Here is a 17019-nt window from a genome sequence, read left to right as displayed (position 1 = left end):
CCTCCGGCAGCAGCAGTTCCAGCCCTGCATCCGTGCTGACCTACGCCAATGATCAAATTTGATCAAGGAAGGATTGGAGAGCCAATACGGTGCGGGCCTATCCTCCGGGCAATTCGGGAGGAAAACCGAATCCCAAAACGATCCAGACGAAAGATCATCCGTTGGCCCGCTCGTGGTCACGTCGGATGACGGAGGAGCCCCATGAAGATCGCACTCGACCCGCATATGCACCGGCACCTGCCGCTCGATCAGCTTTGCCGCAAGGCAGCAGAGCTTGGCTTTGACCATATCGAACTGTCGCCGCGCGACGATTTCCTTCCCTGGTGGGTGCGGCCGCGTGCCCACAAGGAGCGCATTGCCGAATTCAAGTCGGCGCTGAAGGACCACGGCGTCAAGCTCGCATCGCTCCTGCCGATGTATCGCTGGGCAAGCCCGCACGAAGATGAGCGGCAGGCAGCGGTCGGCTATTGGAAGGAAGCGATCCGGATCGCCGTCGAGATGGATTGCGACACGATGAACTCGGAATTTGGCCGTGGCCCTTCGCCGGACCGGAGCCACCGCTCGAACTGCTGCGGCGGCATGCATACCCACGAACATAGCGAGGCGGCGTGGTGGCGCTCGATCGAGGAACTCGTTCCGGTCTTCGAAAAGGAAGGCGTTACCCTCAACATGGAGCCGCATCCGGAAGACTGGTGCGAGACGCTGCATCCGGCGATCGACATGTTGAAGACAATCGGTTCGGATAATGTGAAGTTCCTCTACTGCGCGCCGCACACATTCTACTTCGGCGACGACATGGCGAAGATGATCCGGGATGCGGGTCCGTTGATCAACCATGTGCATGTGGCCGACACCTATAACCACAAGGCCTCTTCCGGCCTGCGCTACATCGTCAATCCGCCGGGCGCGAAGGTGACGATCCACCAGCATATGGACATGTACCAGGGCGAAATCGACTGGGAGGTCTTCTTCTCGTCGCTGGCGGAAGTCGGCTTCGACGGCATCGTCACGGCTTGCGTCTTCGGCTGGGAAGAGCGGGCTGACGCTTCCGGAAAGTTCATGCGCTCGGAAATCCAGACATACGTCGACAAATACTGGCCGGCGAAGCGCCTCTGATCACAGGGCCGACAATCGACTTTACCAATATCAGACAGGGAATGACCCCGTGACCATCACGATTACGACCGCTCCATGCTGCTGGGGCGTGGATGACGTCAACAATCCCAACCTGCCGGCCTGGGAGCGCGTCTTCGACGAAGCCGCCGCGGCCGGCTATGGCGGCCTTGAACTTGGGCCATATGGCTATGTGCCGCTCGACCACCAGCGAGTCGCCAGGGCGCTCTCCGAGCGCAATCTCTTCATTGTCGCCGGAACGATCTTCGACGACCTTGTCTCTCCGGACAATCGCCAGAACCTGCTCCGCCAGACGGATGAGATCTGCGCCGTGATCACCAGGCTGCCACAGCCGGAGCAGGTTGACGGCCAGCGGTTCAAGACGCCCTATCTCACCGTTATGGACTGGGGCCATGACGAGCGGGATTATGCCGCCGGTCATCCTGAGCGCGCGCCGCGGCTTTCCGACGAGGATTGGGCCGGCATGGTCGCCAACATCAAGGCCATCGCCGAGCTTGCCCGGGACAAATACGGTGTCCGCGCCGTCATCCATCCGCATGCCGGCGGCTATATCGAGTTTGCCGACGAGATCGAGCGGATCGCCAGGGATGTGCCGGCTGAGACGGCCGGCTTCTGCCTTGATGCCGGCCATACCTATTATGCCGGCATGGACCCCGTGGAGACGCTGCGGCGCTACGCGGACCGGCTCGACTATGTCCATTTCAAGGATATCGACCAGGCGGTGTTCGAGCGCGTGCTCGGCGAGAGGATCCGTTTCTTCGAGGCTTGTGCCCAGGGCGTCATGTGCCCGATCGGCCGGGGCATCGTCGACTACCCCGAGGTGAAGCGGACGCTCGACGAGATCGGCTATCACGGTTTCATCACCGTCGAGCAGGAACGCGATCCGTTGAGCGTGGCGGGAAGCCTCGAGGATGTGAAGGAAAGCCGCGATTATCTGCGGTCGGTCGGCTTCTAGGAACAGGGAATAGGATAATGTCAGGACTGAAGAGAAAGCCGATCCGCTGGGGCATGGTCGGAGGCGGACGCGGCAGCCAGATCGGCTATATTCATCGCTCGGCCGCACTCAGGGACAGCATATTCGAACTCGTGGCCGGCGCCTTCGATATCGACCCAGAGCGCGGTCGCGCCTTCGGTGTGGAGCTTGGGCTCGACGAGGCGCGCAGCTATCCGGATTACCTGGCCATGTTTGCCGCGGAGGCCAAGCGGGTTGACGGTATTGAGGCCGTCTCGATCGCGACTCCGAACAACACCCATTTCGCCATCTGCAAGGCCGCGCTAGAGCATGATCTGCATGTCATCTGCGAGAAGCCGCTTTGCTTCACCGTTGCCGAGGCCAAAGAGCTGAAGGCGCTTTCGCAGGCGCGGAACCGCATCGTCGGCGTCACCTACGGCTATGCCGGGCACCAGATGATCGAGCAGGCGCGGGCGATGGTGAAGAACGGAGATCTCGGCGAGATCCGTATCGTCAATTTGCAGTTCGCCCATGGTTTCCACAGCGAGGCGGTGGAGGAGCTGAACCCATCCACACGCTGGCGCGTCGATCCAAAATTCGCCGGTCCGAGCTATGTGCTCGGCGATGTCGGGACGCATCCGCTCTACATTTCGGAAGTCATCCTGCCGCATCTGAAGATCAAGCGGTTGATGTGCACGCGCCAGAGTTTCGTCAAGAGCCGGGCGCCGCTTGAGGACAACGCCGTGACCCTGATGGAGTACGACAACGGCGCGCTCGCAACCGTCTGGTCGAGCGCCGTCAATGCCGGCTCCATGCATGGCCAGAAGGTCCGCATCGTCGGGTCAAAGGCGAGCGTCGAATGGTGGGACGAGCGTCCCAACCAGCTCTCCTACGAGATTCAGGGCGAGCCGGTGCGCATCCTTGAACGGGGCATGGACTATCTCTATCCGGAAGCCCGGATCGACGACCGCATCGGCGGTGGCCATCCGGAGGGTCTGTTCGAAGCCTGGGCCAATCTCTACCGGCGCTTCGGCTTTGCCATTGACGGGCAGCGCGGTCTCGCGCCGGCCGGAATGGAGGAGCTCGGCTTCCCCGACGTCCATGCCGGCCTTGAGGGCGTGCGATGGGTGGAAAACTGCGTGCGGTCCGCTGATGCCGGTGCCATCTGGGTAGACTACGAATAACGCTATCGAATGAACGACAAAGGCCGCCATGGATTGCCCTGGCGGCCTTTGTCGTTTTTAATGTTGTTCCGGCGAAGCCGGCTCAGTCCGCCTTGGCGCGTCGTGCCGGGAACAGGATGATATCGCGGATCGACGGGGAGTTGGTCAGTAGCATGATCAGGCGGTCGACGCCGATGCCGAGGCCGCCGGCGGGCGGCATGCCCTGGTCGATGGCGTCGAGGAATTCCTCGTCCAGTTCCTTCTGCTTCTCGCCGCGCGCATGCGCCTGCTCGAGCTGTTCGACCATGCGGGCGCGCTGCTCTTCCGGATCGTTGAGTTCCGAGAAGGCGTTACCGAGTTCCCATGCGTTGCAATAGGTCTCGAAGCGTTCGACGAGGCGCGGCTCGCCCGGCACTTCCTTGGCGAAGGGCGAAATGTCCTTCGGGAAATGCGTGACGTGCGAGGGCTGGATCAGCGTGCCTTCCACCTTCTCCTCGAAGATGAAGGCAAGGCATTCGCCCCAGGTTGCGTCCTTCTCGACGGCGAAGCCGGCGGCCTTGGAGGCGGCGCGGGCTTCCTCGTCGGTCTTGATCGCCAGGAAGTCAATACCGGTCGCCTCCTTGACGGCGTCGGGCATCGGCACGCGACGGAAAGGACCCTTGAAGGAGATCTGCTTGTCGCCGAAGGCGAATTCCGTAGTGCCGTGGATCGACAGCGCCAGCGTCGAGAACAGGCGCTCGACTAGGTCCATGACGTCCTCGTAGTCGGCATAGGCCCAGTAGCACTCCATCATGGTGAATTCAGGATTGTGCCGGGTGGAGACGCCTTCGTTGCGGAAGTTGCGGTTGATCTCGAACACCTTGTCGGCAAGGCCCGAAACCAGCGTGCGCTTCAGAAACAGTTCCGGCGCGATGCGCAGATACATGTCGAGCTTCAGCGTGTTGTGATGCGTCTTGAACGGCTCGGCGGTGGCACCGCCATAGACCGAATGCAGCATCGGCGTCTCGACTTCCATGAAGCCGTCTTCTTCCATGAAGCGGCGGATGCCGGAGACGATGCGGCTGCGCTGCTGGAAGCGGAGCTTGGATTCTTCGTTGGTCATGATGTCGAGATGGCGCTTGCGGTAGCGCAGCTCGATATCGGACAGGCCATGCCACTTCTCGGGCATCGGCAGCAGCGACTTGGTCAGCATGGTGATCTGCTGGGCGTTGATCGTCAGCTCGCCGCGCTTGGTGCGGCGGACGATGCCGGTGACGCCGATGATGTCGCCGATGTCGATCAGCGGCAGCAGGGAGCGGGCGTCTTCACCGGTGACGTCCTTGTGGCTGAAGATCTGGATCTTGCCGGAGGCATCATGGATATCCATGAACATGCCGGAATTGCGCGACGAGTAGACACGGCCGGCGACGGTGACGACATCGGTGGTTTCGATGTCCGGCTCCAGGCCCTCATATTTCGCCGTCAATTCGGCATTGGTCAGCGTCCTGTGGAAATGCGCCGGATAGACGTCGCCGATCTTTTCGCGCAGCAGCTTGAGCTTCTGGGCGCGAACTTCCGTTGCGTCGGAGGAGAGGGCTGATGTTTCGGTCTTGTCGTTCATGGTTCTACGTCCGGTTCAGTTCTTCGGGCCGACGAGGGTCGCAACGGTCTGGGCGGCAAGTTTCAGCCGCTGGCGCACGACGGAACGGCCGAGGATCGCCATGCTATCGAAAAGCGGCAGCGAACGCGAGGAGCCCGATACGGCGACGAAGAGCGGCGCGACGATGACCTTCAGCTTCTTGCCCATGCGGTCGGCGATGGCGCGCAGTTCGGCTTCGATCGTCTCCACATTCCATTCGAGGATCTTTTCGAGGTCCGGCTGCACCGTATTCAGGATTTCCAACAGCTCTTCCGGCGTCGACTTGATCCTGGCGAAGGCGGCTGGATCAAGGTTGAGGTCGGACTTGAAGAGGAAACCGGCAAGATCAGGCAGTTCACCAAGCTTGGTGATACGCGACTGCGAAAGCTTCAGGCCTTCCTGCAGCCGGCTGTTTTCCATCGCCCAGGTCAGCACCCGCTGCTGGAAATCCTCTTCCGACAGTTTTTCGCGGATCCAGCGGCCGTTCACCCAGTCGAGCTTCTGGATATCGAAGATCGCGCCGGCCTTGGAGAGGTTTTCCGGATCGAACTTTTCGGCCAGCTCGTCCATGGTCAACAGCTCGTCGCCTTCGGCGATCTGGATGAAGAACAGGCCGAGGAAGTTCATCAGCGCTTCGGGGATGTAGCCGAGTGCCGTGTAATAAGAGATCGATGTCGGGTTCTTGCGCTTCGACAGCTTCGACTTGTCTGCATTGCGCATCAGCGACAGATGCATGAAGACCGGCGGTTCTAGGCCGAGATAGCGATAGATCAGGATGTGCTTCGGAACCGAGGCAAGCCATTCTTCGCCCCGCGCCACATGGGTGATCTTCATCAGGTGGTCGTCGACGACGTTGGCCATGTGATAGGTCGGCATGCCGTCAGCCTTGAGCAGGACCTGCATGTCGACCGCATCCCACGGAATTTCCACGTCGCCATAGACGCCGTCATGGAACTTGCAGGAGCCTTCGGTCGGGATCTTCATGCGTACGACATGCGGCTCGCCGGCGGCAACGCGCGTAGAGACTTCCTCGGCCGAAAGGTTCAGACAGAGCCCGTCATACTTCGGTGGCAGGCCGGCGGCGCGCTGGCCTTCGCGCATCTTTTCAAGCCGCTCGGGCGTGCAGAAGCAGCGGAAGCCGTGGCCGGCATCGACAATCTTCTCGACGTAGGGCTTGTAGAGGTCCTTGCGGTCGCTCTGGCGATAGGGGCCGTAGGGGCCGCCGATATCGGGACCTTCCGACCATTTTAGGCCGCACCATTTCAGCGCGTCGAGCACCTTGGTTTCGAATTCCGGCGTCGAGCGCGTCGCGTCGGTGTCTTCGATGCGCAGGATGAACTCGCCGCCATGCTTCTTGGCGAAGAGATAATTGAACAGCGCAATATAGGCGGTGCCGACATGCGGCTCGCCGGTCGGGGAGGGTGCGATGCGGACGCGAACGCCTGAAGTGGTCATTTTTGTTTGCCCGTCAGAAAAAGCCAGGCCGCTGCGTGGGATAAGCGCTGCCGGGCTGGAAATGTTTATCTGGATCAGGAAACTGGCCGGAAAATGGCGTCTTGCCGCTTCAATTCCGCGTTTTCCGTTTGGGTGGCCTTAGGCCATATTCAATGGATGACGTCAAGGGAAACTGCGCCGCGACATGGCGCGGACGCAAGCGCGGTGCTGCCTCGTGGCTTCGTCCATTACGATATCTTTGTCTATTTTCATTCGGAAAAGTCGGAATAGGAAGGCGGACGTATTATTTTCTATTTGCAATTTCTGCGACAGTGGCAGAATTGATCCTCAATTCACCAATGGGAGAAAGCGATGAATAAACTCGTTTTAAGCTTTTTGTTGGCAGCAGCCATGGTCGACCCCGCCATGGCGCAATCAACCATCACCCGCGACGGCTCGGCGCGTCTTATCGAAACTTATCGTGCCTATATCGGCCATGATGACCTTTACAATTCCAAGGGCGAACCCCTGACATTGCCCTGGCAGATCATCCGGCAGGATCGTGCGAACTATCACGCCTACCGCCGCCGTGATCGCGGCGATCAAGGTGATAGCTTCTTTTCGGATCCCGCCAACCGCCAGCGTCTGGAAGCGATGCTCGCAAACGGCGAGATTGCAGACGATGCCGCGAATCTCATCGTTCAGGGCAATGTTCGGATCAAGGTCGACATTTACGGACGGGGCAACATCGGCGAATGGGTCGACGTCCACGTCCAGGAGTGATCGCCGCACCCATATGCGGGTGCGGACCTTTTCCTCAATGCCCGCCAGCCGCCTTTTTCCGCCTGTTGCGCACCACCATGTTCAGTACTTCGACGGCGGCCGAGAAGGCCATGGCGGTGTAGACGTAACCCTTGGGAACGTGGAAGCCCATGCCTTCGGCAATCAGCGTCGTGCCGATCATCAGCAGGAAGGCCAGGGCCAGCATGATGATGGTCGGGTTTTTCTCGATGAAATTGGCAAGCGGGTTGGCGGCCACCAGCATGACAGTGACGGCGGCGATGACGGCGATGAACATGATCGGCAGATGCGGCGTCATGCCGACGGCGGTGATGATGCTGTCGACCGAGAAGACGAGGTCGAGCAGCAGGATCTGGCCGATGGCAGCGGCAAAGGTTGAGGTCGTCGACTTGGCGATGAAGTCCTCGCCGTGTTCGGCGGGATCGACATTGTGATGGATTTCCTTCGTGGCCTTCCAAACCAGGAACAGGCCGCCACCGATCAGGATCATGTCCTTCCACGAATAGCCGTGGCCGAAGAGTTCGAAGACCGGTTGCGTCAGCTGCACAATCCAGGCGACGGTGCCAAGCAGGGCGAGGCGCATGATGAGCGCGAGGCCGATGCCGATCTTGCGGGCTTTCTCGCGATGTTCAGGCGGCAGCTTGTTGGTCAGGATCGAGATGAAGATGAGGTTATCGATACCGAGGACCACCTCCATGACAACGAGCGTGATCAGCGCAATCCATGCACTCGGATCCTGCATCAACCCAACAATATCCATCGACGATTTCCCTTTGGTCAGCGTTTTCCGAACGCTGACCCCCAGCTCCGGCTTCTCAATAATCGTCGGTAATGTAAGGAGCGAATTCACAGGTGCAAGCGGCAGCGCTATTTTCGTAAGCACCGCCGCTGTTTCTATGCCTTCAGGGGGATCCAGATCTCCGTCGCGCCCATGCCGGTTTGAGGGTCGAAACGGTCGTCGTAGCGCTCCATCATGTCGGGCACGCCGCCATGTAACTGGCCGGATTGCGGCAGCCAGTCGCCGAAGATCTGGTGGACCGTGGCAGAGATACCAGAGATGTGGCCGCGATGCGTGAAGACCGCATAGCGTTGCTGCGGCAACTTCAGGGTCGTGAAGTCCGCTGGTAGGTCGTCGGCCGCGCTGATCTCGGCGGCGGACATATAGCGAAAGCTTTCGGTCTCGCCCTCGGCCTGGGTGCAGACGCCATAGGCGACATTGCCGATCTGGCCGAAATGCTGGTTGAACTTCTGCCAGAGCGATGGAATCCCCTGCGTGGCTTCATGGGCATAGGTTTCCGCAAGGCCGGCGAGCAGCATTGCGGGGCGGCTCTCGAAACGCGGCGCTTCGAGCTTGGGAAGGCGGGTGTCGTCCATTCTGATCGGCTCCAGTAAGACAAGGTTTTGGGCGTGCCCCTGTTTGCGCAAGCCGTCCGGCGTCATGCCGAACTGCTCGCGGAAGGCACGGGTGAAAGCCTCATGCGAACCGTAGCCCGCATCGAGGGCAACCTGGAGAATGGTCGAGGAGCTGTTGGTCAGCGCAAGAGCGGCCCCGCTAAGACGCCGGCCCCTGATATAGCCGCTGATCGAATGGCCGGTGGCGAGCCCGAAGACTCGCGACAGATGGTAACGCGACAGGCCGGCGGTATCGGCGATCTCGTCTAGCGAGATGTCCGATGCAAAATGGCTTTCGATGAACCATATCGCTCTTCCGATCGCACTCATGTTCCACTCCCTGGTTGCGGGCCTATTGTTAGGCGCTGACCGGCTGAGGGATTTGATCGCGGTTGCGGGATTGGAGCTGATATCCGCTGGCTATCGGAAGGCGGTCAGGCCTGATCTTTCCGACTGATACCATAGGCAGCCAGGAAGACGCGCAAGGCGCCGCGCACGACATAGTCGATCTCCTCTTTCGAAGGAGGCGCTTCCATATCGCCGAATAGCCTTAGCTTGAAATAGCTACCGCTGGCCATTTCGAGAAAATGACGCGCAGCCATATCGAAATCCTCGATGCTGAGGCGGTCGGCTGCGACCTGACGTTCCAGGAAGCCTCGCAGGATCGTGCGCAGATTTTCCGGGCCGGTGAAAAAGCGTTGACAGAGGGAGGGCATGCGCTCGCGCACGCCGATGAGGGTGCGCATGGCGCTGATGGTCTTTTCGGAGGTGACGTGAGTCACGAACACCATGCCGAATTCATAAAGAGAGGAAGCGACATCCGCCTCGTCGGAAAGTGTGGTGCGCACCAATTCTACAAAATGTGCCCGTTCGCTGTCCATCATCGCGGAGAACAGGTCTTCCTTATTGGCGAAATAGACGTAGAGCGTACCTTTGGAGACACCAGCTTCGCGCGTGACGTCGTTCATGCTCGCGGCATCGAACCCCATCTTCATGAAGACGCGTTTGGCGCCTTCCAGAATCTGCAGGCGCTTGACCGGATCTTCACCAGCGGCCCATCGTCCGCCGGATGCGGGTGCGTTCAAGACGGCGACATTTTGCGGTTCGTGCTTCATGGTCTCCTTCACTCGGTCATTTTTCGAGAACCTTAATCAGATTCGCCAAATAAATCGAACTCAACGGTTCGATGCCACTTGATATGGAGTGGAAAACGATCTATGTCAACTGAACCGAACCGTTCAGTTCGATTATTTTACCCAGATTTTCCGGTGGTAGGGCAATGTCGTCAAGTCATGGTAACAATGTAGCGCGCATCGTTGAAGATGCTGCTGATACCGAAATGGAAGCCGGCGTATCCGCCGAAGCTCCCGCCGCGGAAACGCGCGGCAATCCCGCCCCCGCCCAGGCTGCGCCTGCATCTCCGGCCGTGGCGGCCCCACCGCCCGCCGAGAAGAAGCGGCGCAGCCTGGTTCTGCCTATTGCTGTCGTTCTGGCGCTCGTTGCTGGCGGCTGGTACGGTTACGACTGGTGGACAACCGGCCGCTTCATGGTCTCTACCGACGACGCCTATATCGGAGGTGACATCGCGGTCATCCAGCCGAAGGTTACCGGCTATGTTGCCAAGGTGAATGTCGTCGCCAACCAGCAGGTCAAGACCGGCGACGTGCTCGCCACGCTCGATGATGGCGACTACAAGCTGGCGCTGGAACAGGCACAGGCCTCGGTCGTCACCGAGCAGCTGTCGCTGCACACGATCGACGCGCAGATCGCTGCCGGTCAGGCGACCCTTGCACAGTCCCAGGCCCAGAAGGTTGCTCTGCAGGCAACGGTACGCGGTGCGCAGATCACCCAGACTCGTGCGGCCGAACTCCAGGCGAAGTCAGTGGGTACTACGGCTTCGCTCGATAGCGCCAATATCGCTCTCGACCAGGCCAATGCCAATCTCGTCGGTGGCGACGCCGCCATCGCTTCTGCTCAGGCCAATATCAACCTCTTGCAGGCACAGCGTACGCAGGCCGAGAGCACCATAAAGGGCCTGGAAGCCGCGCGCGACAAGGCTGCCCGCGATCTCTCCTTCACCGTGCTGAAGGCGCCCTATGATGGCATCGTCGGTAACCGGTCCGTCCAGGAAGGCGATCTCGTCTCTCCCGGCCAGAAGCTGATGGCGATCGTTCCGACCCGGCAGCTCTATATCGACGCCAACTTCAAGGAAACGCAGATCCAGCATCTGGTTCCCGGCTCGAAAGTCAACGTCCAGGTCGACGCCTATGGCGATCATCCGATCGTCGGCACGGTAGAATCGATTTCGCCGGCTTCCGGCTCGGTCTTCTCGTTGTTGCCGCCGGAAAACGCGACGGGCAATTTCACCAAGATCATCCAGCGTGTGCCGGTTCGCATCGCTCTGCCGCAGGATGCGCTCGATAGCGGTCGCCTGCGCGCCGGCCTGAGTGTCGTTGTCGATGTCGACACCCGCACGGCGCCGGACAAGTAAAGCTCGGGAGAGACAATCATGTCGTCGGCCAGCACTACAGCAGGCGCCCCTCCCAGGGCGCCGGCGCCCGCCATTTCTCCGGCGGACGACCGCATAGACCCGAAAAAGCTCATCGCTTTCCTCGCGATGGTGCTCGGCATGTTCATGTCGATCCTCGACATTCAGATCGTTTCGGCCTCGCTCAGCGAAATCCAGGCCGGCCTCAGCGCCGGTTCGGATGAAATCGGCTGGGTGCAGACGGCCTATCTGATCGCCGAAGTCATCATGATCCCGTTGTCGGGAACCCTGGCGCGCATCATCTCGACGCGTTACCTCTTTGCGATCTCAGCCGCCGGCTTCACGGTTGCGAGCGCTATGGCGGCGACTGCCACCAACATCGACCAGATGATCGTCTATCGCGCGCTGCAGGGCTTCATCGGCGGCGGCATGATACCTTCGGTGTTCGCGGCCGCCTTCACCATTTTCCCGCCGTCGAAGCGCAACATCGTCTCGCCGATCATCGGCCTGATCGCCACGCTGGCGCCGACCATCGGCCCGACGGTCGGCGGCTATCTGTCCAATGCCTTTTCCTGGCACTGGCTGTTCCTGGTCAACATCCCGCCAGGCATCGTCGTTGCCATCGTCACCTGGAAATACATCGATTTCGACAAGCCCGAGCTGTCGCTGATGAAGAAATTCGACTGGTGGGGCCTGTTCTCGATGGGAGTCTTCCTCGGCGCGCTGGAATATGTGCTGGAAGAGGGCAACACCAACGACTGGTTCAACGACGGTTACATCACCATCGCCGCCATCGCTTCCGGCATCGGCGCAATCATCTTCTTCTACCGTGCTTTCTCGGTGGATTTCCCGGTGGTGGATCTCAAGGCTTTCGCCAACAAGAACTTCTCCTTCGGCTCGGTGTTCTCCTTCGTGATGGGCATTGGTCTTTATGGTCTGACCTATATCTACCCGCTCTATCTCGCCCGCATTCGCGGCTATGATTCGCTGCAGATCGGCGAGACGATGTTCGTTTCGGGCTTGACGATGTTCTTCACGGCACCGCTTGCCGGCTTCCTGTCGGGCAAGCTCGATCTGCGCATATTGATGATCATCGGCTTCACCAGCTTCTCCGCCGGTACCTACATCATGATGCATCTGACGACGGATTGGGATTTCTACGAGCTGCTGATCCCGCAGATCCTGCGTGGCTTCGGGCTGATGCTCTGCATGGTGCCGATCAACAATATCGCGCTTGGTACCATGCCGCCCGCTCGTATGCGGGGCGCATCCGGCCTCTTCAACCTGACGCGTAACCTCGGCGGCGCCGTCGGTCTTGCCATCATTAACACGTTGCTGACGAACCGCCAGGATCTGCACTACTTCAACCTGCGCGACAATATCAACTGGGGCAACCAGGCCGCCGTGGCTCAGTTGAACAATATGGCCACCAGCTTCACCGCCTCGGGCCTGGATGGTTCTCAGGCTGCGCTGAGGCAAATGGTCAACATGACGACGCAGCAGGCAATGATCATGTCCTTCAGCGATATCTTCCTGATGCTGACAGTGCTGTTCCTGGCGATGATCCTCGGCGTGCTGATGCTGAGCAAGCCGAAGACGGCGGGCGGCGGTGGCGGCGGAGGCCATTGATTTCTTCCTATCCTCTTGCAATGAATGGGCTCCTCACAGTGAGGAGCCCTTTTTCGTTGTGATGATCGACAGGAAAATATCTGGGTGAAAAAATTTCTGATTTACGTACATCAGAAATGACGGTAAGCATCTCGTCAGGAGGCGCTGATGAGACCCACCGTATACGATATCGCTGCAGCCGCGGGCGTTAGTCTTGCGACCGTGGACCGGGTGCTGAACCAGCGTCCGGGCGTGCGTATCGTGACGCGCGAGAAGGTGGAGACGGCCATCCGCGACATCGGTTACGTGCGCGATGTGGCGGCCGCCAATCTTGCCAAGGGTCGCGTCTATCCGCTCGTTTTCATCCTGCCGACCGGCGACAATTCCTTCATGCATGGGCTTTACGCCGAGGTGCGCCAGGCGATGACACGCTCGTCCCTCGAGCGCACCGCGATCCGTATTGTCGAGGTGCCCGCTTTCGATCCGCCGGCGCTGGTGGCCGCACTCGACGCTTTGCGGGGGCAGGATATCGCCGGCGTGGCGCTGGTGGCGACCGATGCGCCGGAGGTGCGCGCCGCCGTCGACCGGCTGGTGAATGCGCGCATTCCCGTCGTCACCCTGGTGTCGGATCTCACCGGTTCCACGCGGCATCACTATGCCGGCGTCGACAATATTGCTGCGGGGCGGACGGCAGCACGGCTACTTGGCCGTTTCCTCGGCGGGCGTAGTGGCGACATCACCGTTCTCGCCGGCTCCATGCTGGTGCGCGACCATCGCGAGCGCCTTGAAGGATTTGCTTCCGTCATGGCGGCGGAGTTTCCGCAATTGCGGCTGCTGCCGGTGCTTGAAGGCCGGGACGATCCGGAGATCACCAGCGGGCTGGTCTCTGAGGCGCTTGCCGGCAGCAATGACATCATCGGCGTCTATAGTCTCGGCGCCGGTAATCGCGGTCTGATCAGGGCGCTGAAGGCGGCCGGGCAGGGGCGTGGTCTGACGGTCGTCGCCCATGAACTCACCGAACATACGCGCGCGGCGCTGCAGGACGGTACGATCGATGCCGTGCTCAATCAGGATGCCGGCCATGAGGTACGCAGCGCCGTCCGCGTCCTGAAGGCAACGGCGGACGGTCAAGGCTTCATTGCCGGTCAGGAGCGCATTCGCCTCGACATTTTCGTGAAGGACAATCTGCCATGAACGGCGGAATCTAGGGAGTATCAACTGATGTATTTGGGTCTCGATCTCGGAACGTCCGGCGTCAAAGCGATGCTGATCGACGGTGACCAGAAGATCATCGGCTCGGCCAATGGCGGGCTCGACGTGTCGCGTCCGCATCCGGGCTGGTCGGAACAGGAGCCGTCGCACTGGATCCGCGCCACCGAAGAAGCGGTCGCCGGTCTGAGGGCGACGCATCCGAAGGAGCTGGCCGCCGTGCGTGGTATCGGGCTTTCCGGCCAGATGCATGGTGCGACGCTGCTCGACGCCGACGACAAGGTGCTGCGCCCCTGCATTCTCTGGAACGATACGCGCAGCTATCATGAAGCCGCGGCGCTCGACGCCGATCCGCGTTTCCGGGCGCTGACCGGCAATATCGTTTTCCCCGGCTTCACCGCGCCGAAGCTCGCTTGGGTCGCCAAGCATGAGCCGGATGTCTTCGCCAAGGTGCGTTGGGTGCTGTTGCCGAAGGACTATCTGCGTCTGTGGCTGACGGGCGAGCACATCTCCGAAATGTCGGATTCCGCCGGCACCTCCTGGCTCGACACCGGCAAGCGCAAATGGTCGTCCGAGCTGCTGGCCGCGACCGATCTCGATGAAAAGCAGATGCCGACCCTGGTCGAGGGCACGGATGCCGCCGGCAAGCTGCGCGGCGAACTGGCTTCGAACTGGGGCATCAGCGGCGACGTCGTCGTAGCTGGCGGGGCAGGCGACAACGCTGCTTCGGCTTGCGGCATGGGCACGGTCAGCCACGGCGCTGCCTTCGTCTCGCTCGGCACCTCGGGCGTGCTTTTTGCCGCCAACGGCTCCTACCTGCCGAAGCCGGAAAGCGCCGTACATGCCTTCTGCCATGCGCTGCCGAACACCTGGCATCAGATGGGCGTCATCCTGTCGGCGACCGACGCGCTGAACTGGCATTCGAGCGTCACCGGCAAATCCGCCGCCGACCTTACCGGCGAACTCGGAGACACGCTGAAGGCGCCGTCGAGCGTTACCTTCCTTCCCTATCTTTCCGGCGAACGCACGCCGCACAATGACGCCACCATTCGCGGCGCCTTCATCGGCCTCGGCCATGAGAGCGGCCGCGCCGTGCTGACGCAGGCGGTGCTGGAGGGCGTCAGCTTTGCCATCCGAGACAATCTCGAAGCGCTGCGCTCGGCCGGCACTGATATCGCCCGCGTCACCGCCATCGGTGGCGGCTCGCGCTCGCGCTACTGGCTCGCCTCGATCGCGACCGCGCTCGGCGTTCCTGTCGATCTGCCGGCTGACGGCGATTTCGGAGCTGCCTTCGGAGCCGCTCGTCTCGGCCTCATCGCGGCTACGGGTGCCGATCCGGTCGCGGTGTGCTCAACCCCGGAAACGGCCGGCACGATCGAGCCGGTTACGGCGCTGACCGGCGCCTACGAGGATGCTTACAAGCGTTACCGCGCGCTTTACCCGGCGATTAAGCCGTTGAGTGCGCATTGAAATAATCAACCAAGATCAAATTTCATTCCAAGGAGACAGGACATGAGCACCGGATTTTTCGGCGATATCGCCAAGGTAAAATACGAAGGCCCCGACAGCACCAATCCGCTGGCCTTCCGTCATTACAACAAGGACGAAGTGGTTTTCGGCAAGCGCATGGAAGATCATCTGCGTTTTGCCGTTGCCTACTGGCACACCTTCACCTGGCCGGGCGGCGACCCCTTCGGCGGCCAGACCTTCCTGCGTCCCTGGTTCGAAGACACGATGGCAGCCGCCAAGCTGAAGGCTGACGTCGCCTTTGAATTCTTCACTCTGCTCGGTTCGCCCTATTACTGCTTCCACGACGCCGACGTGCGTCCGGAAGGCAAGAATTTCGCCGAGAACACCAAGAACCTCAACGAGATCGTCGACTACTTCGCCCAGAAGCAGGCCGAGACCGGCGTCAAGCTTTTGTGGGGTACGGCGAACCTCTTCTCCAACCGCCGCTTCATGTCGGGTGCCGCGACCAATCCGGATCCGGATGTCTTCGCCTTCTCGGCTGCGACCGTGAAGACCTGCATGGACGCGACGCATAAGCTCGGCGGCGAGAACTACGTTCTCTGGGGCGGCCGCGAAGGCTATGAAACCCTGCTCAACACCGACCTGACGCGCGAACTGGATCAGATGGGCCGCTTCCTCAACCTCGTGGTCGAGTACAAGCACAAGATCGGCTTCAAGGGCGCGATCCTGATCGAGCCGAAGCCGCAGGAGCCGACCAAGCATCAGTACGACTATGACGTCGCGACGGTTTACGGCTTCCTGAAGAAGAACGGCCTCGAAAACGAGGTACAGGTCAACATCGAGCAGGGCCACGCGATCCTCGCCGGCCATTCCTTCGAGCACGAGCTGGCGCTTGCAAACGCGCTCGGCATCTTCGGCTCGATCGACATGAACCGCAACGACTACCAGTCCGGCTGGGATACCGACCAGTTCCCGAACAACGTTCCGGAAATGACGCTGGCCTACTACCAGGTTCTGGCAGGCGGCGGCTTCAAGAGCGGCGGCACCAATTTCGATTCCAAGCTGCGTCGTCAGTCGCTCGACCCGGCAGACCTGCTGATTGGTCACATCGGCGGTATGGATTGCTGCGCCCGTGGTCTGAAGGCAGCCGCCAAGATGATCGAGGACAAGGCCCTGTCGCAGCCGCTCGCCGACCGTTACGCCGGTTGGGATTCGGCTGAAAGCCAGAAGCTGCTTCGCGGCGAATACTCGCTCGACCAGATCGCAGAATGGGTTGAGGCCAAGGACATCAACCCGCAGCCGAAGTCCGGCAAGCAAGAGCTGTTGGAAAACGTTGTCAATCGTTACGTTTGATCGATGAAATCAGGGAGGCGATGGTTTGTCGCCTCCCGAGCTACCGCCTGAATGCGCGGCTGGAAATCGCTATGGGGTTTCCGGAGGGGTCCTTGGCATTGGCGAACACATAGCCGTCTGCCTGATGCAAAGGTCCGAATTCAAGCCCCTCGGCAGCGCATTTGGCGCGGAATGCTTCGACATCCTCCACGTCGAAGCCCAGTTTCACCAGCACTTGGCCCATCTTTTGGGCCTTTCCCGCGGATGGATCATCAGATTGGCGCCACCATCCTGCGCCAGCAGCTCGATAATCCGATCGCCTTCGAGCCTGAGTGGCTTGAAGCCAAAATGCTTCTCGTAAAAGCCGATCGTCGCTTCCACATCGCGGACATAAAGAGTGATCCTACCGAGCGGCATC

General features: G+C 60.6%; 14 protein-coding genes and 1 pseudogene. 9 read left to right on the top strand and 6 right to left on the bottom strand.

Going from position 1 to position 17019, the window contains the following annotated elements; genetic code table 11:
- Positions 1-201: 201 nt before the first annotated feature.
- From HB780_RS22155 to HB780_RS22145, 3 genes are read left to right on the top strand one after another with little or no spacing between them, the layout of a single operon-like run.
- The gene (locus HB780_RS22155) at positions 202-1116 is read left to right on the top strand and encodes a sugar phosphate isomerase/epimerase family protein (RefSeq protein ID WP_183696611.1); all 915 of its coding nucleotides are present in this window, start codon (positions 202-204) and stop codon (positions 1114-1116) included.
- A gap of 49 nt (positions 1117-1165) precedes the next feature.
- Positions 1166-2089: a sugar phosphate isomerase/epimerase family protein gene (locus HB780_RS22150; RefSeq protein ID WP_183696609.1), complete on the top strand. Its 924-nt coding sequence runs from the start codon at positions 1166-1168 to the stop codon at positions 2087-2089.
- A 17-nt stretch (positions 2090-2106) separates the two neighbouring features.
- Positions 2107-3270 (top strand): Gfo/Idh/MocA family protein, encoded by a 1164-nt coding sequence (locus HB780_RS22145; RefSeq protein ID WP_183696606.1) that lies wholly within the window; start codon positions 2107-2109, stop codon positions 3268-3270.
- Between the two features lie 82 nt (positions 3271-3352).
- Here the strand turns inward: HB780_RS22145 and lysS are convergent, their stop codons facing one another.
- Both lysS and gltX read right to left on the bottom strand, forming a co-directional pair.
- Complete coding sequence (gene lysS, locus HB780_RS22140) at positions 3353-4849, bottom strand: lysine--tRNA ligase (RefSeq protein ID WP_183696603.1); 1497 nt, start codon at positions 4847-4849, stop codon at positions 3353-3355.
- Between the two features lie 15 nt (positions 4850-4864).
- Positions 4865-6322, bottom strand: coding sequence for a glutamate--tRNA ligase (gene gltX, locus HB780_RS22135; RefSeq protein ID WP_183696600.1), 1458 nt, complete (start codon positions 6320-6322; stop codon positions 4865-4867).
- A 351-nt stretch (positions 6323-6673) separates the two neighbouring features.
- Between gltX and HB780_RS22130 the strand changes: the two genes are divergently transcribed.
- Positions 6674-7084 (top strand): hypothetical protein, encoded by a 411-nt coding sequence (locus HB780_RS22130; RefSeq protein ID WP_183696596.1) that lies wholly within the window; start codon positions 6674-6676, stop codon positions 7082-7084.
- 34 nt (positions 7085-7118) lie between these two features.
- On the opposite strand, the gene HB780_RS22125 is transcribed toward HB780_RS22130, so the two are convergent.
- The 3 genes from HB780_RS22125 to HB780_RS22115 form a co-directional block, all read right to left on the bottom strand.
- A complete protein-coding gene (locus HB780_RS22125; protein ID WP_183696593.1) occupies positions 7119-7862 on the bottom strand; it encodes a TerC family protein in 744 nt (247 codons plus the stop codon).
- A gap of 134 nt (positions 7863-7996) precedes the next feature.
- Entirely contained in the window at positions 7997-8824 is an 828-nt protein-coding gene (locus tag HB780_RS22120; protein ID WP_183696590.1) for a GyrI-like domain-containing protein, read from the bottom strand.
- 104 nt (positions 8825-8928) lie between these two features.
- Positions 8929-9609, bottom strand: a complete 681-nt coding sequence (locus HB780_RS22115; protein WP_183696587.1) for a TetR/AcrR family transcriptional regulator — start codon at positions 9607-9609, stop codon at positions 8929-8931.
- A gap of 164 nt (positions 9610-9773) precedes the next feature.
- Here HB780_RS22115 and HB780_RS22110 point away from each other — a divergent pair, with 164 nt between their 5' ends.
- The 5 genes from HB780_RS22110 to xylA all read left to right on the top strand — a co-directional run bounded on the left by HB780_RS22110 (position 9774) and on the right by xylA (position 16622).
- Complete coding sequence (locus HB780_RS22110) at positions 9774-10985, top strand: HlyD family secretion protein (RefSeq protein ID WP_183696584.1); 1212 nt, start codon at positions 9774-9776, stop codon at positions 10983-10985.
- Positions 10986-11003: 18 nt separating this feature from the next.
- A complete protein-coding gene (locus tag HB780_RS22105) occupies positions 11004-12611 on the top strand; it encodes a DHA2 family efflux MFS transporter permease subunit (protein WP_435693917.1) in 1608 nt (535 codons plus the stop codon).
- A 147-nt stretch (positions 12612-12758) separates the two neighbouring features.
- The gene (locus HB780_RS22100) at positions 12759-13784 is read left to right on the top strand and encodes a LacI family DNA-binding transcriptional regulator (RefSeq protein ID WP_183696580.1); all 1026 of its coding nucleotides are present in this window, start codon (positions 12759-12761) and stop codon (positions 13782-13784) included.
- Between the two features lie 27 nt (positions 13785-13811).
- Positions 13812-15269: a xylulokinase gene (gene xylB, locus HB780_RS22095; RefSeq protein ID WP_183696577.1), complete on the top strand. Its 1458-nt coding sequence runs from the start codon at positions 13812-13814 to the stop codon at positions 15267-15269.
- Positions 15270-15311: 42 nt separating this feature from the next.
- Entirely contained in the window at positions 15312-16622 is a 1311-nt protein-coding gene (xylA, locus tag HB780_RS22090) for a xylose isomerase (protein WP_183696574.1), read from the top strand.
- A 40-nt stretch (positions 16623-16662) separates the two neighbouring features.
- On the opposite strand, the pseudogene HB780_RS22085 reads toward xylA, so the two are convergent.
- A pseudogene (locus tag HB780_RS22085) lies at positions 16663-17018 on the bottom strand (VOC family protein).
- Between the last annotated feature and the right edge of the window lies 1 nt (position 17019).

This window comes from Rhizobium lusitanum (assembly GCF_014189535.1).
Lineage (GTDB): Bacteria > Pseudomonadota > Alphaproteobacteria > Rhizobiales > Rhizobiaceae > Rhizobium > Rhizobium lusitanum_C.
This window is presented reverse-complemented; position numbering and strand designations above follow the sequence as displayed.

Excerpts from the sequence above, each read along its gene's own strand:
- HB780_RS22155 (WP_183696611.1), top strand. The coding sequence starts at position 202 with ATGAAGATCGCACTCGACCCGCATATGCACCGGCACCTGCCGCTCGAT.
- HB780_RS22145 (WP_183696606.1), top strand. The coding sequence starts at position 2,107 with ATGTCAGGACTGAAGAGAAAGCCGATCCGCTGGGGCATGGTCGGAGGC.
- lysS (WP_183696603.1), bottom strand. The coding sequence starts at position 4,849 with ATGAACGACAAGACCGAAACATCAGCCCTCTCCTCCGACGCAACGGAA.
- gltX (WP_183696600.1), bottom strand. The coding sequence starts at position 6,322 with ATGACCACTTCAGGCGTTCGCGTCCGCATCGCACCCTCCCCGACCGGC.
- HB780_RS22130 (WP_183696596.1), top strand. The coding sequence starts at position 6,674 with ATGAATAAACTCGTTTTAAGCTTTTTGTTGGCAGCAGCCATGGTCGAC.
- HB780_RS22125 (WP_183696593.1), bottom strand. The coding sequence starts at position 7,862 with ATGGATATTGTTGGGTTGATGCAGGATCCGAGTGCATGGATTGCGCTG.
- HB780_RS22120 (WP_183696590.1), bottom strand. The coding sequence starts at position 8,824 with ATGAGTGCGATCGGAAGAGCGATATGGTTCATCGAAAGCCATTTTGCA.
- HB780_RS22115 (WP_183696587.1), bottom strand. The coding sequence starts at position 9,609 with ATGAAGCACGAACCGCAAAATGTCGCCGTCTTGAACGCACCCGCATCC.
- HB780_RS22110 (WP_183696584.1), top strand. The coding sequence starts at position 9,774 with ATGTCGTCAAGTCATGGTAACAATGTAGCGCGCATCGTTGAAGATGCT.
- HB780_RS22105 (WP_435693917.1), top strand. The coding sequence starts at position 11,004 with ATGTCGTCGGCCAGCACTACAGCAGGCGCCCCTCCCAGGGCGCCGGCG.
- HB780_RS22100 (WP_183696580.1), top strand. The coding sequence starts at position 12,759 with ATGAGACCCACCGTATACGATATCGCTGCAGCCGCGGGCGTTAGTCTT.
- xylB (WP_183696577.1), top strand. The coding sequence starts at position 13,812 with ATGTATTTGGGTCTCGATCTCGGAACGTCCGGCGTCAAAGCGATGCTG.
- xylA (WP_183696574.1), top strand. The coding sequence starts at position 15,312 with ATGAGCACCGGATTTTTCGGCGATATCGCCAAGGTAAAATACGAAGGC.